Below are 26,444 nucleotides of genomic sequence, written 5' to 3'. Positions count from 1 at the left end.
GCAGGGGAAAACGCAGTTGAACTCAGCTTGGCGGAATGGTGCCAAGAATACCAATCAGAATGGTCAGCAGCAGAAAACCACCCAGGAACAGCGCCAGCTTGCCCATTGGAACCTCTACAGTTGTGATGCGGGAATGGGCATATTGTCGAGCTTGGGCTGATACGGTTACAGATTCAGGTTTATGGAAAAAAAGCGGATCAGATGCGATGCGCGGATGCCGCCGGGCTGGATTCAGCCGCAGTGGTTGACACTGAGCACGTCTCGCTGCGGCCGGCAATTGATACACGAAGTTTCTAAACACGCCTCCAGCTTTGCGCAGTACCTGCGTTCAGTGCGCTGCCTCTCGAAAGCGCCTGAACCCAGCCAATACGGTAGATTGAGCTTATTTGGGAGGACACGATCTGAAACACGGTTTGTAGGATTGTTTACCGCAATCTGTAGGAAGTGACGTGGCAATGAGTCTTGCCTGTATGAAACATCAGTTTCTCAGGCAAATTCGAGCTGCTACGGTCCATTTTTCCTACAACGGCACGGAAGCCTACAGCGTGAGAAATGCATGGACTCGTTCAAAACCTCTGCACTAAAGCTGCAGAAGAATCTGCTAGACCTGCGCGTTGAGTGTGATCGCCTGAGAGGTGAAGGCAAGGACAAGGAAGCGGATCAACTCGCTGGGCCGATCGCGCGGCTTGAGGCGGCTATTCGGCAATTGCCGGATAGCCTGAAGCCCGACACCTTGCAGTGACCTGAGCACGCAATTGTCCTGCTCCACGGGCTGGCTTGCCCATCACCTTGCAGGAGCAGTCTTGCGCAGCGAAGAGGCCAGTAAGGCAATCGACTGTATTAGGCAGTTATCGCTTCTTCGCAGCGCAAGATAGCTTCTTGAACCGGGCTGGCGCCGGGTCATCTACCCCCGCCAGAACAACTTGATCGTGTAACCCATGATCAAGCGCTCCTCATCTATATCTGCCCGGCAGTTGGAACGCGCCATCTGCTCGGCCAGATGCTCCCACCACTCGGGTGCACATAGCCTCCAGAACTGCTCGCAGATCGCACAACAGTTCGATAATCGCACAAATTCAGCCAAACCCTCTCTACTGTTGCCCTATCTTGCGGCACGCTATAGCGAAAGTCAGCAAGCCAAATCACGTGCTGACAGGCCCATCGCTTCACGCGCTCCGGCCAGCCCGACAACCACAACTCCAGGAACAACCAGGAGCTCGCCTTGATCAATAAAACGTACGAGTCCATCGCCAGCGCGGTGGAAGGGATCACCGACGGTTCGACCATCATGGTCGGTGGCTTCGGCACGGCTGGCATGCCGTCCGAGCTGATCGATGGCCTCATTGCCACCGGTGCCCGCGACCTGACCATCATCAGCAACAACGCCGGCAACGGCGAGATCGGCCTGGCCGCCCTGCTCATGGCAGGTAGCGTGCGCAAAGTGGTCTGCTCGTTCCCGCGCCAGTCCGACTCCTACGTGTTCGACGAGCTGTACCGCGCCGGCAAGATCGAGCTGGAAGTGGTCCCGCAGGGCAACCTGGCCGAGCGTATCCGCGCCGCAGGCTCCGGCATTGGTGCGTTCTTCTCACCGACCGGCTACGGCACCCTGCTGGCCGAGGGCAAGGAAACCCGTGAGATCGACGGCCGCATGTACGTGCTGGAAATGCCGCTGCACGCCGACTTCGCACTGATCAAGGCGCACAAGGGTGACCGTTGGGGCAACCTGACCTACCGCAAGGCCGCCCGCAACTTCGGCCCGATCATGGCCATGGCCGCCAAGACCGCCATTGCCCAGGTCGACCAAGTCGTCGAACTTGGTGAACTGGACCCGGAACACATCATCACCCCGGGTATCTTCGTCCAGCGTGTGGTCGCCGTCACCGGTGCTGCCGTTTCTTCGATTGCCAAAGCTGTCTGAGGCCTGCCATGACCATCACCAAAAAGCTCTCCCGCACCGAGATGGCCCAACGCGTGGCCGCAGACATCCAGGAAGGCGCTTATGTAAACCTGGGCATCGGCGCACCGACCCTGGTGGCCAACTACCTGGGCGACAAGGAAGTGTTCCTGCACAGCGAGAACGGCCTGCTGGGCATGGGCCCAAGCCCTGCGCCGGGCGAGGAAGACGATGACCTGATCAACGCCGGCAAGCAGCACGTCACCCTGCTGACCGGTGGGGCCTTCTTCCACCATGCCGACTCGTTCTCGATGATGCGTGGCGGCCACCTGGACATCGCTGTACTGGGCGCCTTCCAGGTGTCGGTCAAGGGCGACCTGGCCAACTGGCACACCGGCGCCGAAGGTTCGATCCCGGCCGTAGGCGGCGCAATGGACCTGGCCACCGGCGCCCGCCAGGTGTTCGTGATGATGGACCACCTGACCAAGACCGGCGAAAGCAAGCTGGTGCCCGAGTGCACCTACCCGCTGACCGGCATTGCTTGCGTCAGCCGCATCTACACCGACCTGGCGGTGCTGGAAGTGACACCTGAAGGGCTGAAAGTGATCGAGATCTGCGCGGACATCGATTTTGACGAGCTGCAGAAACTCAGTGGCGTGCCGCTGATCAAGTGATCCGGGCAGCCTGCTGGCGCTGCATGTCCAGCGTGGCAATATAAATACGCAGCCTGCACTGGCTTTTGTGGGGCGGCCTTGCACGGCGCTTGGGCCGCTCCCACAGAGCCCTTGCCAGGCTCAAGGCCTGCGACTTCTGCAGGCCATCCCAAGGCAAGTCAGCCCCTGAGAATAAAACGCTCAAGACTCAGCGAGTCAGGCGACGCTGGTGCTCAACAGAGAAATTGGCTTCTCTCTTACAGCCCAGTTAACTGCTGCAGCAATAAAGCTCAGGACAACCGCGGCCTTCCAAACCAAGTCATAGCTTCCAGTGAAATCGTAAGCCGCCCCCCCCACCCAGCCGCCCAGGAATGCGCCAACCTGATGGAAGAGGTAAACGAGCCCACCAAGCATCGAAAGATTGCGGACACCAAATACCGAGGCTACCACGCCGTTGGTCAAAGGAACGGTTGAAAGCCAAAGGAAGCCCATTGCCATGCCAAACAAGTAAGCCGTTACGTTGCTCACTGGCAAAGAGACAAAGGCGACAATGACTGCTGCGCGCATCAGGTAGAGAGCCGTCAGCAGCTTCGGCTTGGACAAGCGCCCACCGAGCCAGCCGGCTGTGTAAGTCCCAAATATGTTGAATAGCCCAATAAGTGCGAGAACAGTGGTTCCCGTTTGTGCGGTAAGCCCCTTGTCCATCAGGTAAGCAGGTAAATGGACGCCAATGAAAACGACCTGGAATCCACAAACGAAGAAGCCAAACGTCAGGAGCCAGAAGTCAGGATGGGTACTCGCCGCTCTCAGCGCTTGCGCCATGGTCTGATCACTGGCCTGCCGCTCGGTTGGCGCATCTTTCAACATGGCGACCAGTGGGATGATGAGAGAGGCGAAAAGCGCCAGAATCAAAAGCGCCTTCTCCCAGCCGAGCCCTTGGATGAGGCTCAGAGAGCCTGGAAGCATCGCGAACTGGCCAAAGGATCCTGCTGCGCTCGCAAGCCCCATCCCCGCACTACGTTTTTCAGCGGGTAGTGCCCGTGCCACTACACCCAGGATCACGGAGAAAGAGGTGCCGGAAAGACCAATGCCAATGAGTACGCCCGCACTCATCATCAATGTCGATGGTGAGTCGGAGAAACTCATGCAGACCAAACCAGTGAAGTAGAACACACCCCCTACGCCGACGACTTTACTCGCACCATATCGGTCGGCCAGAGCCCCTGCGAAAGGCTGCGCGAGCCCCCACACCAGATTCTGAATTGCAATTGCAAACGAGAAGACCTCCCGCCCCCACCCGAACTGAATGCTCATAGGCGACAGAAAAAGTCCGAAACCGTGCCGTATTCCTAGCGACAATGACAATATCACTGCGCTGCCCAACAAAACCCATCTGCTATCTCGCCAGATATGCGGCATAAAAACATTTTCCCATTGAGTTTAATCTACCTGGAAACATTGCTGCACCCAAGCCACTTCTAACCGCCAACTCACCAAAAGAGATGGCGAGCTCGCTATCAAAAACGCAAAGTAACGGCTCAAGGGAACATAGCGCACAACGCAAATAAGACAGTTGACCAGCCGCGACACAATAAGTAATTTTGCGACACAAACAATATTCGAGCCGCCGGGCAAACCGAATATAATAACCAGTAAAACCATTACCTTGATGCAATAAAAAACACCCCAAAGGGTGTATTTTATTTATGGCTGAACAACGTTACCCGCTGCACGCACCCGCTCCTGCCAGAAAAGCAAAAGCCCAGGAACCCTGGGCTTTTGTAAGAAAATGGCAAACAAGAATCTTAACACCTAGGCTCTGGAGGTGTCGTGACCAAAGCCATTTCCCCAGTCTGCGGCGCATTGACCTCAGGCGCACTGGCAAGCGTGGCCGCATCATCTAGAACAATTTCTGTAGACCCAAGTTCACGACCCAGGTCTGCACGAATCATGCGAATCAGTGACCAGGTCAGTACGCCCAGCACAGGTATCAAAGGCAGCGCAACGACAATCGTAGAGGTTTGTACAGCTTTCAGGCCGCCTACTTTGAGAAGGCCAATGCCGATGACCGCCAGCAGCAATGCCCATACAATGCGCAGCCAGCGCTGAGGCTCTTCATAACCGCTAAGCTCGTTCGATGTAACTGATGCAAGTACATAAGCTGCCGAATCAAGCGTTGTGGCCAGAAACACAAAGCATAGGAGTACAAAAGCGCCAATGACAAAGTTTGAGAAGGGCATCGTTTTCAGGATGGCTAGCACGGCAGCCGGAATCCCGTGTTCCGTCAAGATGGCACTGACGTCCAGCTCACCTGTAAGCTGAAGATTAAGTGAGTAGCCGCCCCAGACCGCAAAGAAAACCCAGCACCCCAGGCTCCCCCACACAAGCTCTGCCAAAATGAGCTCTTTAATTGTCCGCCCTCGAGAAATACGAGCAACAAACAACCCCATCATGGGCGCATAGGCAATCCACCATGCCCAATAAAAAATCGTCCAGTCCTGAGGGAACGTACCTTTCGCAACAGGGTCAGTCCACAAACTCATGTGGATGAAATTATTGAACATTAGCCCCAGGCTGTTTGCCCAGCCGTTGATGAGCAACAAGGTTGGGCCGACAACCGCAGCGAACACCAGCAGCAGCAATGCCAGATAGACATTGATATCACTGAGAATTTTTATCCCCTTGCTCAGACCAAACCACACACTCATGCCGAACATCAGCGTCCAGAGCCCCAAGACGCACATATCAAATGCGAAGGACTGCTTGATTCCAAAAATGTCGCTCGCCAAGGTTGAAACCAGTGGCACAGCCAGGCCAAGGGAAGTCCCCACACCGCCAACAATACCGAAAACAACCACGGTATCAAGCGTAATACCCAGCCAACCATTCGACTTATTGCCCAAGACACCGCGCGCAGCCACCGACAATCTCACCCCAGGCTGTCGACGCACATACATGGAGTACGCAATTGGCAAAGCCGGCAAGCAGTAAATTGCCCACGGGGTCAGCCCCCAATGGAACTGCCCATACGTCAACGCCCACTCCGCCGCCTCCCGGCTGTGAGCGGCTACATTCAGTGGTGGTCCGTTAAAATAATAAATCGGCTCAACCCAGGCCCAATTAACAATGGCTATACCAATACCACCACAGAAAATCATTGCGACCCAGCTGAAATAGGAAAACTCTGGGGCATCACTCTTCCGGCCTAGACGAATATTACCGTAAGGTCCGAACGCCATCCACAGGAGGAATAGTACAGTCATCAAACCGGCAATCAGATAAAGCCATCCAAACTTCCCGGTCGCAAACGAAAACATCTGGTTTATCACCGCATTCCCTGCCTCGGGAAATGCGATGAGGGGGATCGTGACACCGAGTATCACTGCAATCGACGGCCAAAACACGCGACCATCCAGCGAGGCACCATCTTTAAACTTATTCATTTGGCATATCTCCTCAGAACTGTCGACTCAACATCAGAAGCCCGTTGAATACGAATAGATCAAGCACGTATTGCCGCCACTGCTTGAACCGATCGAGTCCCTTGGATAAATGAAAGGCCGCCGGCCTTTCCCGAACATATATTGTGCTTATTATTCATATTCGCCTCTCATTTTATTTAATTATTATTTCAGCGGAACAGCCACACAACCTCCAAGCCGCACATGGCAAACTTGACTATCATCACCGCTACCAGCACACCTCGAAATAGCAAAAGGTGCGTGCCTGTTGGCAGTCAGGCACGCACCTTGGGTCGTCGTTACTTCATAGTCGGCATGGAGAACTCGACGCCCTCACGAACGCCCGAGGACGGCCAGCGTTGGGTGATAGTCTTACGTCGGGTATAGAACCGAACGCCATCCGGTCCGTACGCGTGCAGATCACCGAACAGCGAGCGCTTCCAACCGCCGAAGCTGTGATAAGCGACGGGCACTGGCAGAGGAACGTTGATGCCCACCATGCCCACTTTGATGTTGTCAGAGAAGTAACGAGCCGCTTCGCCATCACGGGTGAAGATGCATGTCCCATTGCCGTACTCGTGCTTGTCGATCAGCACCATGGCTTCCTGCATGCTTTTGACACGCACGACCTGCAGAACCGGGCCGAAGATCTCTTCTTTGTAGCTCTGCATTTCCGGGCTAACGTGATCGATCAGGGTACCACCGACGAAGAACCCTTCCTCGTAGCCAGCAACGTTTGGCTCCCGCCCGTCGACAACAACGCTAGCGCCCTGCTCTTCAGCACTGTTGATATAACCAACAACTTTTTGCTGATGCTGCCGGGTAATCACCGGGCCGAAGTCGTTCTTGCTGTCGGTATAAGCACCCACCTTCAGGTTTTTCATGGCTTCTTTCATTTTGGCGATCAGGGCATCGGCTGCCGCATCCCCCACCGCAACAGCGACCGACAGCGCCATGCAGCGCTCACCGGAAGAGCCAAATGCAGCGCCCAGGAGTTGGTTGACCGCATTGTCGATATCGGCGTCTGGCATGACGATCGCGTGGTTTTTGGCACCTCCCAGTGCCTGGCAGCGTTTGCCGTGGGCCGTGGCGGTGGCGTAGATATATTCAGCAACCGGCGTCGACCCCACAAAGCTGACAGCCTGAACGCGCGAGTCACGCAGCAGGATATCGACCGCTTCCTTGTCCCCGTTCACCACGTTCAGCACACCGTTAGGCAGGCCTGCTTCCTGCAACAGTTGGGCGATGAACAAGGTGGAACTTGGGTCACGCTCAGACGGCTTGAGAATGAAGCAGTTCCCCGCCGCGATGGCCACAGGGATCATCCACAGCGGCACCATCACAGGGAAATTGAACGGCGTGATGCCTACAACCACACCCAGCGGCTGGAACTCGCTCCAGGCATCGATGTTCGGGCCGACATTCTTACTGTGCTCACCCTTCAGAAGCTCAGCGATCCCGCAGGCGTACTCAACGTTCTCAATGCCACGTTGCAGTTCGCCTGCAGCATCATGGGAAATTTTCCCGTGCTCTTCACCAATCAGTTTGCAAATCGCATCTGCGTTCTGCTCCAGGAGCTCTTTGAAACGGAACATGATGCGGGCCCGCTTGATAGGCGGTGTATCACGCCAGGCCGGGAAAGCAGCTTCAGCGCTAGCAATGGCGTGCTCTACTGTCTGGCTGGAGGCCAGCGCAACCTGGCGAACCACTTGGCCGGTGGCCGGGTTGAAAACATCTTGGGTGCGCTTGGACTCGAGGACAACTTCGCCGTTAATCAGATGACCGACAGTATTCATGTGAAACTCCACTTTTTGTTATTCAAATATTGCGTTGGTGTTGCCTTACCAAAGGCTGCGATAAATCTCGACCATCTCGGCCTCAGTGGGCACGCGCGGATTATTGCCAGGCGAACCGGAAGCCAGCGCCTGCGCGGCCATGGTTGGCATCAGTTCAAAGAATTTTTCGCGATCAATCCCGAACTGCGCTGGCGTGGGAACATTCAACTCATCGTTGATAGCCACCAACTCTTCCAGTAGTTTTTCAACTGCAGATTGATCCGTGTCGCTCTCAGTCGCGACGCCCATTGCCCGAGCACAATCTGCGTACCGGTCACGTGCAGCCGGGATGGAAAATGCAGTCACTTCGGGCAGCAGCATGGCGTTTGACAGGCCATGGGGGACGTGGAATGCCGCCCCAATGGGACGGCTCATGCCATGCACCAGGGCAACCGACGCGGCTGAGAAAGCCAGACCTGCCAGGGTCGATCCCAACATGACGGCCTCCCGCGCGACACGGTCGGTGCCATCGTGATAAACCTTGCGAAGGTTTGGGCCGATCAGGCGCATGGCGGCCAGTGCCTGAGCATCACTGAACAGGTTTGCTTTTTTGCTGACGTAAGCCTCGATAGCATGCGTCAGCGCATCGATACCGGTATCTGCTGTCACCCGAGCTGGCAACGAGAGTGTCAGTTCATAGTCCACCAGTGCAGCAACAGGCATGAAGCCTGCGCCGACGCAGAGCATTTTCTCGTCGGTCGACTCGTCGGTAATGATGGTGAACCGGGTCACTTCGGAGCCAGTGCCGGCAGTAGTTGGAATGGCAATGATCGGCAAGCCCATTTCGGTAACGTTGCGCGGGAACTTGTAATCGCGCATTACACCGCCGAACTTGGCCAGGATGCCGATCGCTTTTGCGCTGTCGATCGGGCTTCCACCGCCCAGCGCGATGATGCTGTCATAGCCGCCTTCCCTGGTGGCCAACACGCCCGCTTGAATTGAAGCGACCGTGGGCTCGGGCACGGTATCGGAGAAAACGTCAACGTCTATGCCGTGCTCTGTCAGCACCGCGCTGATACGACCTGCATAACCCAACTCGACCATCATTCGGTCAGTGATGATGAGGGGCTTGTGGCAGCCGAGGCTGGCCAATATCTGATGAATTTGCTGGCTAGCACCAGCGCCGGTTTGCAGGATGCGCGGCAGAATACTGTTGTAATTCATGGTTCTATCTCATTTTCTGGGCATGAACGCGCCCGCGAGCAGCGTTGGGCTCGTGTTCGCTTGATCGGTAAACAGAGGTGCAAGGGTGGTACTGGAAAGGCTACCCCCCTCGACATACCCTCAGCAGCTAGCTCGGCAGGTATTCCTCACTCCAGGATTCACCGATTGCACCGGCGTCCAGAAGCGACTGAATCTGCACGTTGTTATAGCCATAGCGACCCAGCACCTTGCGCGTCGAAGCACCAAACTTCTCAGCAGGTGGCAGAGCTCGAATACGCGCCACCTGCGGACGAATTGCGTAAGGATCCAGTTGGGTAACCCGGTGACCACTTGGATGGTCGCTGTAGATGCTGAAGGAGTAGCTTCCATTCGCAGTCCCAGGCAGGCCATCGGCGGGTCGGCTGTATTGGGCGCGCAGGTGATCGATGTTGTCCGGCACCGCTGCAGCGATATTGGCGGCCTGAAGACACGCTTGAAGGAAGGCGCTGCTCATACGGCGAATAGCGGCCTCCAGATAGGCAGCTCTATCGTGTGCAGACGCCAACCCCGTGAATTCAGGGATAGCCGCGAACTTGTGCAACTCTGGCTCGGATGCATCCAGGTAGATCCAGCCATCCGCCGTCTTGTAGAAGCGGGAAAGGTCGCTGTAGCCGACCGCGTCGCGCCCGGAAGGCTCATTGAATGGCGCTCGGCCTGCGTAGTCATAGCAGAACGGAATCTGCACCAGGTTCCCGAGTGACGCCAAAGAAGTGCGTGCTCGGAAAACTTCGCCGGAGCGGTGTTTGCGATACAGCGCTGTTGCGATGCCCAACGCGGCAGCAAATCCGCACATAACGTCGATGGTGCCGACGTGAGCATGTTCTTCCGGCGTTTCCATCCCACCACCAAAACGCAGCATGATCCCGGTTGTGGCCTGGATGAGATCGTCATACCCCAGATAATCAGTGCGAGGGCCACGGCGTGGGCCGCCGAAACAATCAAGCTGACAGAAAATCACGCCAGGATTGACCGCCTGAAGGCTTGCCTCGTCGAGGCCCAGCGGTGCCAATTGGCGATCGGGAGCGTTCATGACGATTACGTCGACCTCCCGCACAAGACGATTGAAGACATCCCGCCCTTCGGGCTTGTGCAGATCGACCAAGACACTTTCCTTGCCACGCGCCGAAGACATGCCGAAAACGACGGTATTCCAAGGATCATAGTTGGGCATGACAGGGTCGAGCTTGATGACGTCAGCCCCAAAACGACCCAGGAAGGACGTCGAGTGCGGCCCGGCAATCACGTTGGTCAGGTCGAGAATCTTGACGCCTTCCAGCCAGCCGGCAGGCTTGTCGAGCTTGGCAGGCGGCAATGCACATGCCGAACGCTCAGACAGTGTTGCCAGCGCTTCCTCGTAGCTCACATCGCGACGCGAAAGAGGCTTCAGCATTGGCTCGGAGCACCCCTCCAACCACGCGATCGGGCCAGGCTGTTTCATTACGCCGAATTCGCGATCATTTACCTCAATGATCAACCCAGCAGTATTTGAGTGCTCATCATGGAGCCACTCTTGGGTCGACCTGTGAGGGGCGCCAGGGAAACGCCCCTCACCGAAGATGACTTCCCATTCTGCCGCTGTTTTAGTCAGGAATACTTCTTTCATCCTGGTGGAGATACGCGCGGCCCAATCAGCAGGCAACGGATAAACACCCAGCGATGCATTACCTTCCCATTGCTCAATCGGCAGATAAGGGTCATCAACCTTTGGCAAGCCGGCGGCAAGCATTTCTTCGTAGATGCCCATAGCCTGAAGGCAGCGCTTGGCATGCTCACGATGCGATGGACAAACAGCGTAGAATTTACGGCCATCCGCACACGCGTAGGTCCGGTAGAACGGATCGAGAAACTCCTGCAGATCCTGGTAGCTCAGGTTCATCGGCAGGTTTTCAGCGCGACGACGCTCGCTCTCTTTTTCACGCAGTGTTTTATAGCGCAGTGGGTACCCGTCGATCTTGATCGAGTTGTACGAGAGCCCTTCCATCACCGCTGAAGCCAACGGCACTTCGATCTGATCGCCAACGCCATTCTTTTCACGCGCCTGCAGTGCGAGCACCACAGAAGACACAGAAAGCATGGTCCCATACGCTGACGCCAAAGGAAGCGGCGAGAAACTAGGATTGATGCCCATCAATACACGGTTTTGGCCCATATCAGTGAATACACCTGAGGCCGAGGCGATCACTGCCTCTGTAGCACGCCATTGCGCGCGCAACTCGTCATCACTGGCAAATCCTGGAATCGACAACGTGATCAGCTCAGGACGCGCACGCCGAAGCTCTCCGAAATCAAGACCCAACCTGGACATGACACCCGGCCGGAAATTCTCGATCACGATATCGGCACGCGAGATCAGTTCACGCGCTTGATGCAGTCCTTCCGGCGTTTTCAGATCCAGACGCATGCACAATTTGTTGCGGTTAAGCGTGGCATTCGCCGGGCTATCCCAGAGGGGCCCACCCAGCGGGTCGACATGAACAACTGTCGCTCCCAGATCAGCGAGGATCATCGCTACTGCAGGGCCTGCGATGTATTGTCCAAAATCGATGACATTGACGCCTTGCAAAGGCAATTGGTTGGAGTGTTCCATGACGATAACCCTACGTAGCCCCGCGCCAGCGAGAATTGCCAGCGCGGTTATTGTTGTTATTGAGACCTCGTACTAACCGGTCACCTGGGCAGCTGCACTATCCAGGGGCTTACGATGTGCTCGCTACTTTCAGAAATTCGAAGGCTTCGCGAAAGCAATAAAAAATGGCCCTAAGGGGCCATTTTTCTTATTGCTTGGACAATTTCCTTATTGCTAAGCGTGCTCGCCTTCTCCCGCGCCGGGCTCGACCTTGAAAGCCTGTGCCTCTTCGCACAGCCACTGGGCAAAGGCCGCTGCATCGGGGTTGACCATGCTGTGGGCTGAATAAGCCAGGTAGAAAGCTTCCTTCGTCGGAACATTACACCCCAGCGGGGCGACGAGCCGGCCCTCCTCCAAGAGATGCCTGACCAGTGAAGAGCGTGCCAAGGCGACGCCCTGGCCCAACTCAGCGATCGTCAATGCCGAGATCAGGGTGTCGAACTGCATCCCTTGAGACGAATCAACGTTCTCTGCATTGTTCTTCTTGAGCCAATAGCCCCATCCCTCCTCATAGCCCAGCACGTGCAATAACGGGTGCTTCGCCAGATCCTGAGGGTATTGCAACGGACGCTCACCAGTTATCAATGCCGGTGAACACACAGGCACCAGCGTGTCCCACGTCAGGCGCTCGACCTTCATGCCAGGCCAGCGCCCTTGCCCATATCTGATTTCGAGATCAGCGTCGTACTCTGTTTCATCTACCCAGATGTTGCTTGCGACCCGAATGCTCACCTCTGGATGCCTTGCTCGAAATCGGGGTAACCGGGGAGCTATCCAATGAGTGAAGAACACCAGGCTGCTACGGATGATGAGAGCACTCCGATGACCTTGCCCAAAGATCTCATCTGTCGAAGCAGCAAGGCGCTCCACCGACTCTCTCACCACGGGAAAATACGATTTACCCACCTCCGTAAGCTCAAGCCCTCGCGGTAGGCGCTTGAAAAGAGCCACGCCCAACTGGGACTCCAAGGCCTTTACCTGCTGACTGATCGCCGCTTGCGTGAGATTGAGCTCTTCAGCGGCATGCGTGAAATTCAGTAGCCGGGCAGAAACCTCGAAAGCTCTAAGCCAGTTCAGGGGAGGTAAACGCTTTTTCATAACGCATCCAACGCTAGGCTCATCGGGTATCGAATCGCTCAGTGATTGACATTAGAGACGAACAGTCTAAATTACAACGCATGAATAGCCCTAAACCCATGCCTCGAAGAGGCCGCCCGCCCAAAGTTGCACGTGAGCACGGCGATACGCTTGAGCTCTTGCTGCGCTGCGGCATGGAAATCCTCACCGAACAGGGCTTTGCCGCTACCGGTATCGACACTGTACTCAAACGCGTGCAGGTGCCAAAGGGCTCGTTCTACCACTACTTCGACAGCAAAGAGGCATTCGGCCAGGCTGTACTGAAGCGCTATGCAGACTACTTTGCTCGAAAGCTCGATCGCTGCTTCAGCGACCTGACCGTGCCGCCACTACGAAGGGTGTACAACTTTGTTGAAGAAGCAAAATTCGGGATGGCCAAGTACCAATTCCGGCGAGGCTGTCTTGTAGGCAACCTCGGCCAGGAGGTATTGGTGCTGCCAGACAGTTTCCGTGAACAACTGGAACTGACCCTGCTGGACTGGGAGCAGCGCTTGTCTAGCTGCCTGGAAGAAGCCGTCAAGCTGGGAGAGGTGTCTGCCGAGCATGATTGCAGAGCCCTTGCGGCCTACTTCTGGGTTGGGTGGGAGGGTGCCGTTCTTCGCGCACGACTAACGCAGCATGTCCGCCCGTTGGACATTTTTTTTCAAGGCTTTCTGACTGGAATCACCAAGTGATTCCTCTCGGTCAATTTAAAGACAACCGGTCTAAATGAGGATAACCAATGTTCAAAGCCATTCTGATTGAGAAGCCGGAAGACAAGTATTCGGCCAGACTCACCGAACTGGAGGACGACCAGCTACCATCCGGGACCGTGACAGTGAGGGTTGCCTACAGCACCCTGAACTACAAAGATGCGCTCGCAATCACCGGCAAGGGTCCGGTTGTTCGTAACTTCCCTATGGTGCCCGGTATCGACTTGGCGGGTACTGTCGAATCAAGTGACGATCCACGCTACAAGCCTGGTGATCGTGTACTTCTGAATGGTTGGGGCGTGGGTGAAAGCCATTGGGGCGGGCTTGCGCAAAAGGCGAGGCTGAACGGCGACTGGCTTATTCCTCACCCCGCGCGCCTGAACGAACGCCAAACCATGGCCGTTGGCACCGCAGGATACACCGCCATGCTCTGCTTGATGGCACTGGAGCGCCATGGATTGAAACCCTCCAATGGGCCGGTGTTGGTTACCGGCGCCACAGGCGGCGTCGGCAGCTTTGCTATCAGCCTTCTGGCCAGTGCCGGGTATACAGTCACTGCCGCAACAGGAAAAGCCAGCGAAGCTGCCTATCTGCAGAGCCTGGGAGCGACGACGATCATTGATCGGGCCACGCTTTCAGCGCCAGGGCGTCCATTGGCAAAAGAACAATGGGCGGCAGTCATCGACTCAGTCGGTAGCCATACACTGGCCAATGCATGCGCAAGTACGATGTCTGAAGGTTTGGTGGCTGCTTGTGGATTGGCCCAGGGGATGGATTTTCCGGCAACCGTGGCCCCCTTCATTCTCCGAGGGGTGACCCTGATTGGCATCAACAGCGTCAATCAGCCATTTGAGCGACGCGTCGAGGCCTGGGAAAGACTGGCAGATCAGCTCAATCTAGACGCCTTATCGTTGATGACCAAAGACATTAGCCTTGAGGCTGCCCTTCCCGCCGCTGCGGAGCTGATAGACGGGAAGATACGTGGCCGATTGATTGTCGACGTGAACCGCTGAGCCGGCCTTCCGGAATTTGCTTAGCTGCCCTCCTCCAGGTTGATTGTGGGCAGCTGGGCTGAAAAGCCGACGGCGAGGACTTCAAAGAAGACGCCAAGGTCCCGCTACAGATCAGCCCGATGAGCCATTGAGCAGGGGCCAGATAGCGGCGTAAAAAAATCCCTCCCACGACTTTACGCCTTTTTTACTCGACATTACCGTAAAGCAGGCAATACTGCCGGCACTGTCCCAACGAGCTCCCTCAATGCCGCTTCCTGCATTGCGTTTCATCGCCTTCATTATTGGTGTATTCCTGATCACATTGGCCGTCAGCATGGTGATTCCGATGCTGACGCTGCTGGTGTACGACCGCAGCGACGACCTCGGTGCATTCGTCTGGTCGAGCCTGATCGTTCTGTGCGCCGGCCTGCTCATGGTAGCCCGCGGCGTCCCCGACACACCGCAACTGCGGACCAGGGATATGTATCTGCTCACGACGGCAAGCTGGGTCATCGTGTGCGCGTTTGCGGCGCTGCCGATGGTGTTCATTCGACACATCAGTTACACGGACGCGTTCTTCGAGACCATGTCGGGAATCACCACCACCGGCTCGACCGTGCTGACTGGCCTGGACAGTGCATCACCGGGGCTGCTGATATGGCGTTCCCTGCTGCACTGGCTGGGAGGCATTGGATTTATCGGCATGGCCGTGGCGATCCTGCCACTGCTGCGCGTGGGCGGCATGCGCCTGTTCCAGACCGAGTCTTCGGATTGGTCTGACAAAGTGACGCCGCGTTCGCATGTGGCAGCCAAGATGATCCTGCTGGTCTACCTGGGCCTGACAGCATTGGGGACATGCGCGTTGTGGGCTGCCGGCATGACCCCGTTCGAAGCCATCAATCATTCGATGTCGCTGATTTCAACCGGCGGTTTCTCTACCTCGGATGCCTCGCTGGGCCATTGGGAGCAGCCTGCGGTGCATTGGGTAGCGGTGGTCATCATGATTCTCGGCAGCCTGCCCTTCACGCTGTATGTCGCCACGCTGCGTGGCCATCGAGGCATCCTGCTCAAGGACCATCAGGTTCGCGGTTTCATTGGTTTTCTCGTCTTCGTCTGGCTCACCGTCGGAACCTGGCTCTGCCTGCACAGCGATCTGGCCTGGTGGGATGCGTTTCGTATCGTTGCGGTCAACGTGACCTCGGTGGTGACCACCACGGGCGTTGCCGTGGGTGATTACACGCTCTGGGGCAGCTTCGCAATCATGCTGTTCTTTTACCTGACGTTCATCGGCGGGTGCTCGGGCTCCACCGCTGGCGGTTTGAAAATATTCCGGTTCCAGGTGGCCGCTGCCTTGCTTGTCAGCAGCCTGAAGCAGTTGATCCATCCACGGGCAACGATCTCGAAGAAATACAATGGGCACCCCATCGATGAAGAGATCGTACGATCACTGCTGACGTTCTCGTTCTTCTTCACCGTCACCATTGCGGTCATCGCCCTGGGCCTGTCTTTGATAGGACTCGACTGGATGACGGCGTTGAGCGGGGCGGCCACCGCCGTGTGCAACGTTGGTCCAGGCCTGGGCACGCTTATCGGTCCAGCAGGTAATTTCGCCTCCTTGCCGGACGCAGCGAAATGGTTGCTGACGGTTGGCATGCTGCTTGGACGGCTCGAGATCCTCACCGTACTGGTACTGGTCTCGCCAGTCTTCTGGCGATTCTAGAGCAGAGGCCATCCAGCCAATCAGCCATAAAATTGGGCAGGGACTGCATATTCGTTCTAGGTTTACTGGCGCAGGAATAACAACAACAAGCGGAGAACGACGCCATGAACCGAGCCCTTCGCCTGGCATTGGCCAGCACCTTGTTTACTGTCTGTGCGGCTGCCCAGGCTGCACCGACCTTCATCAACATCCTCACAGGCGGTACCAGTGGTGTCTATTACCCGGTAGGCGTAGGCATTTCACAGATCTACAGCCACGGCATCGAGGGCAGCAAGACCACGGTGCAAGCCACCAAGGCCTCGGTAGAGAACCTCAACCTGTTGCAAGCCGGTCGAGGGGAGTTGGCATTCGCGTTGGGGGATTCGGTGGCAGATGCCTGGAAGGGCGATGCAGAGGCTGGATTCAAAACGCCCTTGAAGAAACTCCGCGCCATCGCCGGCACCTACCCGAACTACATCCAGATCGTCGCCAGCAAGGAGTCAGGGATCACCTCCCTGTCAGACCTCAAAGGCAAGCGTATCTCGGTTGGGGCACCCAAGTCCGGCACCGAACTCAATGCCCGCGCCATCTTCAAAGCCGCAGGGCTTACCTACCAGGACATGGGAAAAGTTGAATACCTGCCCTATGCGGAGTCCGTCGAACTGATCAAGAACCGTCAGCTTGACGCCACGCTGCAATCCTCAGGGCTCGGTCAAGCGGCTATCCGAGACTTGGCCGCGACCTTGCCGGTGGTGTTCGTGCCTATCCCTGCCGACGTGGTGACCCGCATTGGCAACAACGCCTACCAACCCGCCACCATCCCTGCCAACACCTATGATGGCCAGAACAAGGACATCTCAACTGCGGCCATCACCAATATCCTTGTCACCCGCGCCGATATCAGCGATGAACTGGCCTACCAGATGACCAAGCTGATATTCGAGAACCTTCCACGCCTGGTCACGGCCCACGCTGCAGCGAAGGATATCCAGCCGGAAAATGCCGCCAAGAACCTGCCCATTCCGCTGCATCCAGGAGCAGAGAGGTATTTCAAGGAGAAAAACCTGCTCCCCTGATGATATCCCCAAGCAATGGAGCAGCGTATGAGTGATACCGCGCAAGGTCTTCACGCCAGCACCGATCGCTGGCCTGCCGCGCTTTTTGCCGTGGCATTGGTCTTTTCGGTTTTCCAGATCGCCACAGCGGCCTTCCCCCTGATTTCCACCCAAGTACTGCGTGCAGTACACGTGGGGTTCCTGTTGCTGGTGGTGTACCTGAGCTATTCATTCGTTGGCCACCGTCGGCCGTGGCAACCCCTTGCCTGGCTGCTGGGCCTTGCGGGAATGGCGACGGCTGCATACCAGTGGTACTTCGAAGGGGACCTGATTCAACGCTCCGGCGAGCTGACCACCAGCGACCTGATCGTGGGGCTGTTGCTTATTGGTTTGGTCTTTGAAGCCGCGCGGCGCGTGATGGGCATAGCGTTGCCCATCATTTGCGCGCTGTTTCTGGCCTATGGGTTGCTTGGCCAATACTTGCCAGGCGAACTCGCGCATCGAGGCTACGGCCTCGATCAGATCGTCAATCAGTTGGCATTCGGCACCGAAGGGCTGTATGGCACACCGACCTATGTCTCAGCCACCTACATCTACCTGTTCATCCTGTTCGGCGCATTTCTTGAGCAGGCGGGCATGATTCGTCTGTTCACCGATTTCGCCATGGGGCTGTTCGGCCATCGCAGCGGGGGGCCTGCCAAAGTGTCAGTGTTCTCCTCGGCACTGATGGGTACCATTACCGGCTCGGGGGTGGCCAACGTCGTCACCACCGGACAGTTCACCATTCCGCTGATGAAGCGCTTCGGCTACAAACCTGCATTTGCCGGTGGCGTAGAGGCGACCTCCAGCATGGGCAGCCAGTTGATGCCGCCAGTGATGGGCGCCGTGGCGTTCATCATGGCCGAGACGATCAACGTGCCCTACGCCGAGGTGGCGAAAGCCGCGCTCATCCCAGCGTTGCTGTACTTCGGCTCGGTCTACTGGATGGTCCACCTGGAGGCTCGGCGCAGCCATCTGCATGGCTTGCCTCGCGAACAGTGCCCGAGTGCCTGGGATGCGTTGCGACAACGTTGGTTCCTGCTCGTACCCCTGATGGTCTTGGTCGCGCTGTTGTTTTCCGGGCGAACGCCTTTGTACTCGGGAATGGTCGGCCTGGCCCTGACCGCCATCGTCATCCTTGGCTCGGCCATCATCCTGCGCGCTCAAAAAACCTGGCTACGCGCGGCTTTCTGGGTTGCACTCGGGATACTGTGTTCAGGTTTTTTCCGCATGGGGATCGGGGTGATCCTGATGGTCATTGCCGGCCTGGCCATTGCGTGCTGCTTCGTCCAGGGCGGTCGCGCCACCCTGCACGCATGCGTCATGGCCCTCGCGGAGGGTGCCCGTCATGCAGTGCCGGTGGGTATTGCCTGCGCGCTGGTCGGCGTCATTATCGGCGTCATCTCGCTGACCGGCCTGGCCACCACCTTTGCCGGATACATCCTTGACCTGGGACGCGACAACCTGTTCCTCTCGCTGGTGTTGACCATGCTCACCTGCCTGGTACTGGGTATGGGCATCCCGACCATCCCCAACTACATCATCACCAGCTCCATTGCCGCCCCGGCCCTGTTGGAACTCGGGGTTCCGCTGATCGTCTCGCACATGTTCGTGTTCTATTTCGGCATCCTGGCCGACCTGACGCCGCCCGTGGCATTGGCGTGCTTTGCAGCTGCCCCGATTGCCAAGGAAAAAGGCCTGTTGATCAGTTTCTGGGCGGTGCGCATTGCCTTGGCCGGTTTCGTTGTGCCCTTCATGGCGGTCTATGACCCGGCGTTGATGATGCAAGGTGAAGGCATGGGCAGCACGCTGTACATGGTGATCAAGGCGGCGTTCGCGGTTGCCCTTTGGGGATGTGCGTCGATCGGGCATTTGCGTGCCCCCATGCCCTGGTGGGAGCGCCTGCTGGCGTTCACTGCTGGCGTGTCATTGATACTTGCCCTGCCCATCAGCGATGAGGTCGGTTTTGTTTTGGGTGCGGCAGTGCTGGGTTGGCACTACTGGCGAAGCCGACCGGCCTCTGGACACCCCGCATGATCAGCCTTTGCGTTGGGCTGGCCGGTGTGGTGTGGGTCAGCCTGCCACTGCACGAATTTACCCTCGCGTGGCAGCACAGTATCGAAAAGGTCCGCTGGGAAGAGGATTATCAAGTGACCCCGGCTGGCCTGGTACTTGTAGAGGCACGGGTCAAAGGCAGCGGGGCCGGCATGGAGATTCCGGACGACGCTCTACTGCGCGACGGCACTTGGCACTATCGTCGTCATCTGCCACCGCTGCAGCCCTTGCATGCCGGGCGAACGCCCGAGGCTGGCGACTATCAGGTCTGCACGACAGGCGGGTGCCAGCCGCTGTCCCATTGGTTAGGACCACCGAGCGAACGCATTGCTGCAGTAAACTTCTGGGCCTGTGAAAATCCGCCTTTGGACAGCAGGCGAACCGCCCTGCCCTGACTACGCCAGGGCAGGACCGAATCCAGTTCAGCCCACCACGTGCAAGTATTGCAGGTGGCGTTCGTACTGATCCAGGATGTCACCAATCACATCGTCGCGGCTCCACCCCATGATGTCGTAGTCCTGGCCCCCTTCTCGCAGATGCACTTCCGCACGGAAATACTTGCGCGCATCGCCACCGTCTTCGGTGTCCTGCATGACGAAGCTTGGCGTATTGAAGGCCCGTGGCCGCACCTCGTAGAGGAAACGCCCTTCACCGGCATGGGAGAGCTCCAGGGATACCCGTCCATCATCGCGCTCATTCACGCTCACCTCGTAGCCTTGCTTACGCAACTCCTGGGCGACCTCTTCACACGCTGGCCGCACCACCTCGGCGATAAAGCGGGTGACATGAACCCGGCGCGGCATCAATGCGATGTTACGCAGTCTCCGCTGCCAGCCGCCGTGTGGGTGACGGGTATGGCGTGGGCCTGGCAACGCTTGATTGCGCAACCCGCGGCGGGTCGCATCAAGACTCAGCGCCTTGAACAAGCCCCAAATCGCAACCAGCAAGATGACCGCGAACGGCAGAGCGCTCGCAATGGTCGCGGTCTGCAGCGCCTTGAGGCCGTTCGCCAGCAGCAACGCGATCGCCACTGCGCCGATGCAGATTGACCAGAAGATACGTTGCCACAGGGGTGAATGACCTTTTCCGGAGGAGGCGAGCATATCCACGACCAGCGCACCAGAGTCCGCCGAGGTCACAAAGAACACGACCACCATAAGCACCGCGACCAACGAAATGATGCTGGAGAACGGGAAATGCTCCAGGAAAGCAAACAAGGCGAGGGAACTGTCTTCACTGACCACAGTAGCCAGATCCTTTACACCATCGTTGAGGATCATATGGATTGCCGAGTCGCCGAACACCGTCATCCACAGCAAGGTGAAACCCGCCGGTACGAACAGTACGCCGCAGACGAATTCCCGGATGGTCCGCCCTCGCGAAATACGTGCGATGAACAAACCCACGAAGGGCGACCAGGACAACCACCAGCCCCAGTACAGCAAGGTCCAGCCACCGATCCAGTCGGTGGGCTCGTAAGCGTAGAGATTGAAGGTTTTATTGACGATGTCCGAAAGGTAGGCGCCGGTATTCTGTACATAGGTCTGCAGCAGGAACACCGTAGGCCCAAGCAGCAGCACGAACAGCATCAGAATCACCGCCAGGCTCAGGTTGAGCTCGGACAGGATGCGAATACCTTTGTCCAGGCCGCTGGCCACTGAAAGCGTCGCCAATGCACAGGTGGCGGTGATGAGGATGACTTGCACGGTGGTGTTTACCGGCAAACCGAACACATGATGAAACCCGCTGTTGATCTGCAATACCCCATAACCCAGCGAGGTCGCCACACCAAACACCGTGCCGAGGATGGCAAAGACATCCACGGCATGCCCTATAGGGCCATAGATTCGCTCACCAATCAGCGGATAGAGTGCCGAACGCAAGGTCAACGGCAGGCCGTTGCGGAAACTGAAGTAGGCCAGGATCAGCGCGACGATGGCATAGATCGCCCAGGCATGCAGACCCCAGTGGAAAAAGGTGATTTTCATGGCTTCGCGCGCCGCGGCGACGGTGCCAGGATCGCCCACGGGCGGTGTGGAGAAATGCATGACCGGTTCGGCCACGCCGAAGAACATGAGGCCAATCCCCATACCTGCCGAGAACAGCATGGCAAACCAACTGCTCTTGCGGTAATCCGGCTCACTGTGGTCAGGGCCTAGCTTGATGTCGCCATAGCGGCTGACGGCCAGAAACACCACACTGATCAACACCAGCGCTACAACAAGAATGTAGAACCAGCTGGCATTGGTGATGATCCATCGCTGGACTTGCTCGAACAGTGTCTGGGCGTGCTCCTGAAATGCCGTGGCGTACAAGACCAGCAGAAAGATAAGTATCGCACTGGTGTAGAAAACGGGTGGGTTGAGGGTGCTCCTGGGTTTGGGGGCTGCAGTCATAGCGGCAGTTCTCCTTGCAAGGCGATGAGCACAGCGTGCCTGAGCACGACGATATTTACCAAGGCTAGCAGTTGGATAAATTCCCGTTTGCCAAGCCTCGTATGCTCGGAAATAACCACAAACCCTAACGTCTGCAGGAAAAAATCTCAAACCGACACGCCTTTGGAGTGAATGGTTTGGCGCTTTTTGTTCATCTGAGAGTGGTTATTCGGTAGACTAGCGGACGGGTGCCAGCTGCACGGTGCAGTGAGGCAGGTTAAAGAACAGCGCAGGTCGGGCCGCCATGCGGGAGCACCTGCGCCTATGCATAAAAAAGAATTACCTCGCGCCCAAGACCTGGCCGAGCGAGCCTTCGCCAACCTTGAACGCTTTTTGCACATTGAAGCGGTCAGCGGCATCGTTCTGTTGATTGCCGCAGTCGCTGCATTGATCTGGGCGAATTCCCCCGCTGCCGACAGTTATGAAGCCCTTTGGCATACGCCGTTGACGTTCGGCGTGGGCTCGCATGTCTATTCGCAGTCCCTGCACTTCTGGATCAATGATGGCTTGATGACCATCTTTTTCCTGGTCGTGGGCATGGAGATCCGCCGCGAGATCCACGAGGGCGCGCTGTCCAGCCTGCGCCAAGCCACGCTCCCCATGGCAGCCGCTGTCGGCGGCGTAGCCGTGCCTGCACTCCTCTACCTGAGTTTTGGTCACGCGCCAGCAGACCAACAAGGTTGGGCAGTGCCAACGGCGACGGATATCGCCTTTGCGGTGGGCGTACTGGCACTGCTCGGCAAGTCGATCCCGTCCAACGTACGTGTGTTCCTCCTCGCCCTGGCAATCATCGATGACATCATCGCAGTCCTGATCATCGCGTTTTTCTATTCAGGCGGCCTTGATTACACCGGTTTCGGCGTTGCACTGATCGGCCTGCTCATGGTGATCGGGCTTCAGAAGATCGGTGTGGGTTCAGCCTTCGCCTATGTCATTCCTGGCGCGATCGTCTGGCTGGGCATCTTGTTGACCGGCGCCCACCCGACTCTCGCAGGTGTTGTGCTAGGCCTGATGACACCTGTCACCGCAATGCCCATGCGTGAGCGCCCGCTGGATGCCATTACCCGCTTCACCGGCGAATTGCTGGGGCGCGCCAAGGCGCCTGAGCAAGATGCCAGCGACCTCATTGATCCTTTGAAACGGCTGCGCCTGGCCCAGCGCGAACTGCTGCCGCCGGTGGTGCGCATGCAAGGCACCCTGCACCCTTGGGTAGCCTACGGCATCATGCCCGTGTTTGCCTTGGCCAATGCCGGGGTAAGCCTTTCGGGTGTCGACCTGTCCGCTGAAGGCCCCCAGTGGGTCATGATCGCCGTCGCTGTCGCCCTGGTCGCAGGAAAGCCCTTGGGCATCGTCAGCGTCAGCTGGCTGATGGTCCGCCTGGGCTGGTGCGAGCTTCCCTCCGAGGTCAACTGGCGTAGCATCATGCTGGTCGGGCTGCTGGCCGGCATCGGTTTCACCATGTCGATCTTCATCGCCAACCTCGCTTTCGTCGACCCTGGCTCGCTCGGGGCAGCGAAACTCGGTGTGCTATCCGCATCATTGATCGCGGCCGTGCTGGGTTTGGCCTGGGGGATGTGGAGCATGCGCAAGGCAGCGCCTGCTACCAAAGCAAGTTCGGCCACCTAGCCACATTCTGGCACTGGCGGTCCGTTGCATGTGGGCAAACGGATCGCCACGCCTGGCACGACTACAACCTGTGTCGGGTAGGCCTGCCAGGGAAAACACGCCATACTCACCGCTTTCCAAGTCAGCCATGTGTGGACCATGCCCGAACCTACCCGTCCTGCACCTTCACTCTCCCGCCGTTCAAGCTGGCGAGAATGGCGTCAGCGACTGGCGTTCTGGATCGGGGCATTGCTGGTGGGGCTGGTTGCGCTGGCATTCGCCTGGCTTGCCGACGCGGCGTTCGCTTCGTTCAAGCGCTTGCTGGAATGGGCACCCTGGTCACCTCTTCTCATCACTCCGCTTGGTTTCGCGCTCCTGGCTTATCTGACGCAACGGTGGTTTGAAAACGCCAAGGGTAGCGGCATTCCCCAAGTCATAGCCGCCCTGGAAATGCCCTCTCGCCGCCTGCGCGCCCGATTACTCTCGCTCCCTGTGGCTGCCGCCCGCATGAGCCTGACGTTGGGCGCCCTGCTGGTCGGCGGTTCGGTTGGCCGGGAAGGCCCGACCGTCCACATCGGCGCCGCTGTGCTCTATTCCTTTGGCCGACGTTTAGGCCTGCACGGCCGGCGCACCATCGCTGGCCTGGTGCTCGCCGGAGGCGCCGCGGGTATTGCGGCAGCCTTCAATACACCGTTAGCGGGGGTAGTCTTTGCCATTGAGGAATTGAGCCGCACGTTCGAGCAACGTTTCAGCGGCTTGGTGCTCACTGCGGTGCTGATCGGTGGGGTCGTCACGCTGGGGCTGATGGGCCATTACGCCTATTTTGGAGAAATCAGCGGTCGAATGCCGGTGGGCTGGGGCTGGAGCGTCGTGCCTGCCTGTGCTGTGCTGGGCGGGCTGCTGGGTGGTTTTTACGCCAAGCTTGTGCTGCCCACCGACAAGGGCCTACTCGGTCGGGTCTGTGCATTACGCGGACGCTATCCAGTGCGCTTTGCTGCCATCTGTGGCTTGTTGCTGGCCACGTTGGGGCTCGCCTCTGGCAATCATGTATTCGGCACCGGGTACGAAGAAACCCGTGCGTTGCTGGAGGGGCAGCCAATCACGGACACAAGCTTTCTGCTGTGGAAGTTTCTGGCCAACGTCGCGTCCTATCTCTCCGGGATTCCAGGCGGGCTCTTTTCGCCTTCGCTGAGCATCGGCGCCGCCTTTGCGCCCCTGTTGAGCTTGCTGCCCGATGTTGATCCCCAGGCAGGCGCACTACTTGGCATGGGCGCATACCTGGCCGGTGTGACACGCTCGCCACTGACCGCCTCGGTCATCGTGCTTGAACTGACACACAGCCCGGACCTGGCCATTCCCATGTTGGCAGCGACACTGATGGCGGCGGCCATCTCTGGATGGGTGTCTCCGGTCTCGCTTTACCATGCCTTGGCCAAGCAGATTACCGACAAGCTTCATGCTGCCGCGTCTTCTTCCACAGAGCCCGCCCCTAGCCAAGCAAGCGCTACTGAAAAACCTTGAGCAGCACCAAGCCTGCCCTGCCAGACGTTAACGGGTAGTCAGGTAGCGGAACTGTCCGGGGGAGATGGGGCTCCCGATGGCGTTCCCATGGTCGGCTTTTCTATACCCCAAAAACGCAAAAAGCCCTGAATAATCAGGGCTTTGAATATGGCGGAAGCGTAGAGATTCGAACCCTTAACTAAGGTACCCCCTCAATTCCGGGGAACCGCTCCAGCAGGAAGAATACTACACCAACCCATCCAGCCCAGCAATACCGGGGCCTCCCCGTCCGGGACAGCTCGGTGGGCAAGCATGCACCTGACTGCATACTTATAATTTCTCAAAAAAATCATGCACTTGCTGTTGTCTGACACCGTCCACTCTTTCTGGCTCATACCGGCGGGCTACTCCAACTGATTCTGGTCGTCGCGCAGCATGTCAAACCTGACTGCAAGAGGGGCTGCTTCCCCTACATTTCACTCATCATAGGCGACTAGTAGCCGACTTAAAGCTGACGTACTGAGCGCAAGCGGACTCACCTGGCTAGCCGCCTTTGTAGCACTGGCATCTAGTTGAGAAGCTTAGGCTCACCCATAAACTCAAGCCAATCCGTGTTGAACGCCGACTAGGAAGTGACCATGCCCAGGCTAGATAGCGCTGATTCATCAATCCGGTTGGGCGTCGAAGATTTCGAAGCCATTGCGACTGACGAGACTCGTGCACTGTCAGTCAATCTCGCGACAGAGATGCTTTGAGGTTCAAGGTCAATCTCCTAGAGCTGAGCCCAGCGGGCTCTCAAGAAGCGTTGCTCAAGCAGAATGTGCCCCCTCCCTAAATGCCTGCGGCAACCCTGCTGGATGGGCATGGGTGGAAAAACGGTGGATGATGCAATCATCAGCCAACGCCTTGATAGTCAGGGTTACCGGCATCGACTGGAAGCTCTTGAGAATGTTGACGATGATGTGCAACGGCGTTGAGCACTATTTTCACGCTGCCTGCATCAGACCTGTTTGATGGGCCCAAGTACCGGCAGCACAGCAACATTGAGCGCATGTTTGGCTGGCTGAAGGAGAGCCGTCGGATCGTAACGCGGTTTGACAAGCTTGCGAAAAGCTACGCCGCCATGGCCTCACTGGCTTGTTCCATGTGGTGCTTGCGGCATCTCTTTTCGTATAGAGCCTAGGCCCAGCGGGGATCGCCGCTGAGACTGTAAGCTGCTATTCGCGACAATGGTGCTACTCCACCTGGTCATCGGACGATGCCTGCGCACACATTGACCGCCAGGGCTATCGGGTCATTCCCTCTTAGCGAGACGAATAGGACAACGCCTATCAGCGTTTGCCCACATCTGCGTCGAAACGTATCATCTGCCGTCCCGCGCTCAGCCACATCAGCACCACGACTATGTCCCAATCCCATATTCACTCCCATCCCCTTGCAGTCGCAATTATCGAAGCGACAGCGAAGCTGATTGCCGAGGTTGGGATAGGCGGTGCAACAGTCAGAAATATCGCGAAGCACGCGGATGTTTTGCCTCCTCAAATCTACAAGCACATTGGGAAC

20 protein-coding genes and 1 pseudogene are annotated in these 26,444 nt (G+C 57.5%); 13 read left to right on the top strand and 8 right to left on the bottom strand.

Going from position 1 to position 26,444, the window contains the following annotated elements:
- Positions 1-22 precede the first annotated feature (22 nt).
- On the bottom strand, positions 23-301 hold the full coding sequence (locus ACF8EA_RS21775; protein WP_392523185.1) for a hypothetical protein: 279 nt from the start codon (positions 299-301) through the stop codon (positions 23-25).
- 255 nt (positions 302-556) lie between these two features.
- On the opposite strand from ACF8EA_RS21775, the gene ACF8EA_RS21770 reads away from it, so the two are divergent.
- The 3 genes from ACF8EA_RS21770 to ACF8EA_RS21760 all read left to right on the top strand — a co-directional run bounded on the left by ACF8EA_RS21770 (position 557) and on the right by ACF8EA_RS21760 (position 2,568).
- Positions 557-742: a hypothetical protein gene (locus ACF8EA_RS21770; RefSeq protein WP_103469814.1), complete on the top strand. Its 186-nt coding sequence runs from the start codon at positions 557-559 to the stop codon at positions 740-742.
- A 480-nt stretch (positions 743-1,222) separates the two neighbouring features.
- Positions 1,223-1,918 (top strand): 3-oxoacid CoA-transferase subunit A, encoded by a 696-nt coding sequence (locus tag ACF8EA_RS21765; RefSeq protein WP_103469815.1) that lies wholly within the window; start codon positions 1,223-1,225, stop codon positions 1,916-1,918.
- Positions 1,919-1,926: 8 nt separating this feature from the next.
- Positions 1,927-2,568, top strand: a complete 642-nt coding sequence (locus ACF8EA_RS21760; RefSeq protein ID WP_252458713.1) for a 3-oxoacid CoA-transferase subunit B — start codon at positions 1,927-1,929, stop codon at positions 2,566-2,568.
- Between the two features lie 195 nt (positions 2,569-2,763).
- Here the strand turns inward: ACF8EA_RS21760 and ACF8EA_RS21755 are convergent, their stop codons facing one another.
- From ACF8EA_RS21755 to gcvA, 6 genes are all read right to left on the bottom strand, one after another.
- Positions 2,764-3,966: an MFS transporter gene (locus ACF8EA_RS21755; protein WP_392523183.1), complete on the bottom strand. Its 1,203-nt coding sequence runs from the start codon at positions 3,964-3,966 to the stop codon at positions 2,764-2,766.
- 386 nt (positions 3,967-4,352) lie between these two features.
- Complete coding sequence (locus ACF8EA_RS21750) at positions 4,353-5,990, bottom strand: BCCT family transporter (protein WP_392523182.1); 1,638 nt, start codon at positions 5,988-5,990, stop codon at positions 4,353-4,355.
- Between the two features lie 317 nt (positions 5,991-6,307).
- Positions 6,308-7,804, bottom strand: a complete 1,497-nt coding sequence (locus tag ACF8EA_RS21745) for a CoA-acylating methylmalonate-semialdehyde dehydrogenase (RefSeq protein ID WP_392523181.1) — start codon at positions 7,802-7,804, stop codon at positions 6,308-6,310.
- Between the two features lie 45 nt (positions 7,805-7,849).
- Complete coding sequence (locus ACF8EA_RS21740) at positions 7,850-9,007, bottom strand: iron-containing alcohol dehydrogenase (RefSeq protein ID WP_392523179.1); 1,158 nt, start codon at positions 9,005-9,007, stop codon at positions 7,850-7,852.
- A 127-nt stretch (positions 9,008-9,134) separates the two neighbouring features.
- Positions 9,135-11,633, bottom strand: a complete 2,499-nt coding sequence (locus tag ACF8EA_RS21735; protein ID WP_392523178.1) for a CoA transferase — start codon at positions 11,631-11,633, stop codon at positions 9,135-9,137.
- Positions 11,634-11,846: 213 nt separating this feature from the next.
- On the bottom strand, positions 11,847-12,770 hold the full coding sequence (gene gcvA, locus ACF8EA_RS21730; protein ID WP_392523176.1) for a transcriptional regulator GcvA: 924 nt from the start codon (positions 12,768-12,770) through the stop codon (positions 11,847-11,849).
- An 80-nt stretch (positions 12,771-12,850) separates the two neighbouring features.
- Here gcvA and ACF8EA_RS21725 point away from each other — a divergent pair, with 80 nt between their 5' ends.
- From ACF8EA_RS21725 to ACF8EA_RS21700, 6 genes are all read left to right on the top strand, one after another.
- Positions 12,851-13,483, top strand: coding sequence for a TetR/AcrR family transcriptional regulator (locus tag ACF8EA_RS21725; RefSeq protein WP_392523174.1), 633 nt, complete (start codon positions 12,851-12,853; stop codon positions 13,481-13,483).
- A gap of 47 nt (positions 13,484-13,530) precedes the next feature.
- Positions 13,531-14,514, top strand: a complete 984-nt coding sequence (locus ACF8EA_RS21720) for an MDR family oxidoreductase (RefSeq protein WP_252458720.1) — start codon at positions 13,531-13,533, stop codon at positions 14,512-14,514.
- Positions 14,515-14,758: 244 nt separating this feature from the next.
- The gene (locus ACF8EA_RS21715; protein WP_392523172.1) at positions 14,759-16,213 is read left to right on the top strand and encodes a TrkH family potassium uptake protein; all 1,455 of its coding nucleotides are present in this window, start codon (positions 14,759-14,761) and stop codon (positions 16,211-16,213) included.
- Positions 16,214-16,317: 104 nt separating this feature from the next.
- Entirely contained in the window at positions 16,318-17,268 is a 951-nt protein-coding gene (locus ACF8EA_RS21710) for a TAXI family TRAP transporter solute-binding subunit (RefSeq protein WP_392523170.1), read from the top strand.
- Positions 17,269-17,295: 27 nt separating this feature from the next.
- Complete coding sequence (locus ACF8EA_RS21705) at positions 17,296-19,323, top strand: TRAP transporter permease (protein WP_274101810.1); 2,028 nt, start codon at positions 17,296-17,298, stop codon at positions 19,321-19,323.
- On the top strand, positions 19,320-19,736 hold the full coding sequence (locus tag ACF8EA_RS21700; protein WP_392523168.1) for a DUF1850 domain-containing protein: 417 nt from the start codon (positions 19,320-19,322) through the stop codon (positions 19,734-19,736). The genes ACF8EA_RS21705 and ACF8EA_RS21700 overlap by 4 nt, the downstream gene beginning before the upstream one ends.
- A gap of 27 nt (positions 19,737-19,763) precedes the next feature.
- Here the strand turns inward: ACF8EA_RS21700 and ACF8EA_RS21695 are convergent, their stop codons facing one another.
- A complete protein-coding gene (locus ACF8EA_RS21695) occupies positions 19,764-21,737 on the bottom strand; it encodes a choline BCCT transporter BetT (RefSeq protein ID WP_021782170.1) in 1,974 nt (657 codons plus the stop codon).
- Between the two features lie 303 nt (positions 21,738-22,040).
- Between ACF8EA_RS21695 and nhaA the strand changes: the two genes are divergently transcribed.
- From nhaA to ACF8EA_RS21675, 4 genes and pseudogenes are all read left to right on the top strand, one after another.
- Positions 22,041-23,402 carry a Na+/H+ antiporter NhaA gene (gene nhaA, locus ACF8EA_RS21690; RefSeq protein WP_021782169.1) on the top strand — a complete coding sequence of 454 codons (1,362 nt, stop codon included), beginning with the start codon at positions 22,041-22,043 and terminating at the stop codon, positions 23,400-23,402.
- Positions 23,403-23,540: 138 nt separating this feature from the next.
- Complete coding sequence (locus ACF8EA_RS21685; RefSeq protein ID WP_392523166.1) at positions 23,541-24,902, top strand: chloride channel protein; 1,362 nt, start codon at positions 23,541-23,543, stop codon at positions 24,900-24,902.
- Between the two features lie 985 nt (positions 24,903-25,887).
- Positions 25,888-26,064: pseudogene (locus ACF8EA_RS21680) on the top strand (IS5/IS1182 family transposase); the annotation flags it as partial.
- 221 nt (positions 26,065-26,285) lie between these two features.
- A partial coding sequence (locus ACF8EA_RS21675) for a helix-turn-helix domain-containing protein (RefSeq protein WP_392523314.1) occupies positions 26,286-26,444 on the top strand: 159 nt, incomplete at its 3' end.

This window comes from Pseudomonas sp. YQ_5 (genome assembly GCF_043103305.1).
Taxonomy (GTDB): domain Bacteria; phylum Pseudomonadota; class Gammaproteobacteria; order Pseudomonadales; family Pseudomonadaceae; genus Aquipseudomonas; species Aquipseudomonas putida_Y.
Note: the sequence above shows the minus strand (reverse complement) of the source record. Positions and strands in the feature narration are given on the sequence as shown.

Bases quoted from the DNA above. Each gene is read 5' to 3' on its own strand.
- ACF8EA_RS21770 (WP_103469814.1), top strand. From the start codon at position 557: ATGGACTCGTTCAAAACCTCTGCACTAAAGCTGCAGAAGAATCTGCTA.
- ACF8EA_RS21760 (WP_252458713.1), top strand. From the start codon at position 1,927: ATGACCATCACCAAAAAGCTCTCCCGCACCGAGATGGCCCAACGCGTG.
- ACF8EA_RS21755 (WP_392523183.1), bottom strand. From the start codon at position 3,966: ATGCCGCATATCTGGCGAGATAGCAGATGGGTTTTGTTGGGCAGCGCA.
- ACF8EA_RS21750 (WP_392523182.1), bottom strand. From the start codon at position 5,990: ATGAATAAGTTTAAAGATGGTGCCTCGCTGGATGGTCGCGTGTTTTGG.
- ACF8EA_RS21745 (WP_392523181.1), bottom strand. From the start codon at position 7,804: ATGAATACTGTCGGTCATCTGATTAACGGCGAAGTTGTCCTCGAGTCC.
- ACF8EA_RS21740 (WP_392523179.1), bottom strand. From the start codon at position 9,007: ATGAATTACAACAGTATTCTGCCGCGCATCCTGCAAACCGGCGCTGGT.
- ACF8EA_RS21735 (WP_392523178.1), bottom strand. From the start codon at position 11,633: ATGGAACACTCCAACCAATTGCCTTTGCAAGGCGTCAATGTCATCGAT.
- gcvA (WP_392523176.1), bottom strand. From the start codon at position 12,770: ATGAAAAAGCGTTTACCTCCCCTGAACTGGCTTAGAGCTTTCGAGGTT.
- ACF8EA_RS21725 (WP_392523174.1), top strand. From the start codon at position 12,851: ATGAATAGCCCTAAACCCATGCCTCGAAGAGGCCGCCCGCCCAAAGTT.
- ACF8EA_RS21720 (WP_252458720.1), top strand. From the start codon at position 13,531: ATGTTCAAAGCCATTCTGATTGAGAAGCCGGAAGACAAGTATTCGGCC.
- ACF8EA_RS21715 (WP_392523172.1), top strand. From the start codon at position 14,759: ATGCCGCTTCCTGCATTGCGTTTCATCGCCTTCATTATTGGTGTATTC.
- ACF8EA_RS21710 (WP_392523170.1), top strand. From the start codon at position 16,318: ATGAACCGAGCCCTTCGCCTGGCATTGGCCAGCACCTTGTTTACTGTC.
- ACF8EA_RS21705 (WP_274101810.1), top strand. From the start codon at position 17,296: ATGAGTGATACCGCGCAAGGTCTTCACGCCAGCACCGATCGCTGGCCT.
- ACF8EA_RS21700 (WP_392523168.1), top strand. From the start codon at position 19,320: ATGATCAGCCTTTGCGTTGGGCTGGCCGGTGTGGTGTGGGTCAGCCTG.
- ACF8EA_RS21695 (WP_021782170.1), bottom strand. From the start codon at position 21,737: ATGACTGCAGCCCCCAAACCCAGGAGCACCCTCAACCCACCCGTTTTC.
- nhaA (WP_021782169.1), top strand. From the start codon at position 22,041: ATGCATAAAAAAGAATTACCTCGCGCCCAAGACCTGGCCGAGCGAGCC.
- ACF8EA_RS21685 (WP_392523166.1), top strand. From the start codon at position 23,541: ATGCCCGAACCTACCCGTCCTGCACCTTCACTCTCCCGCCGTTCAAGC.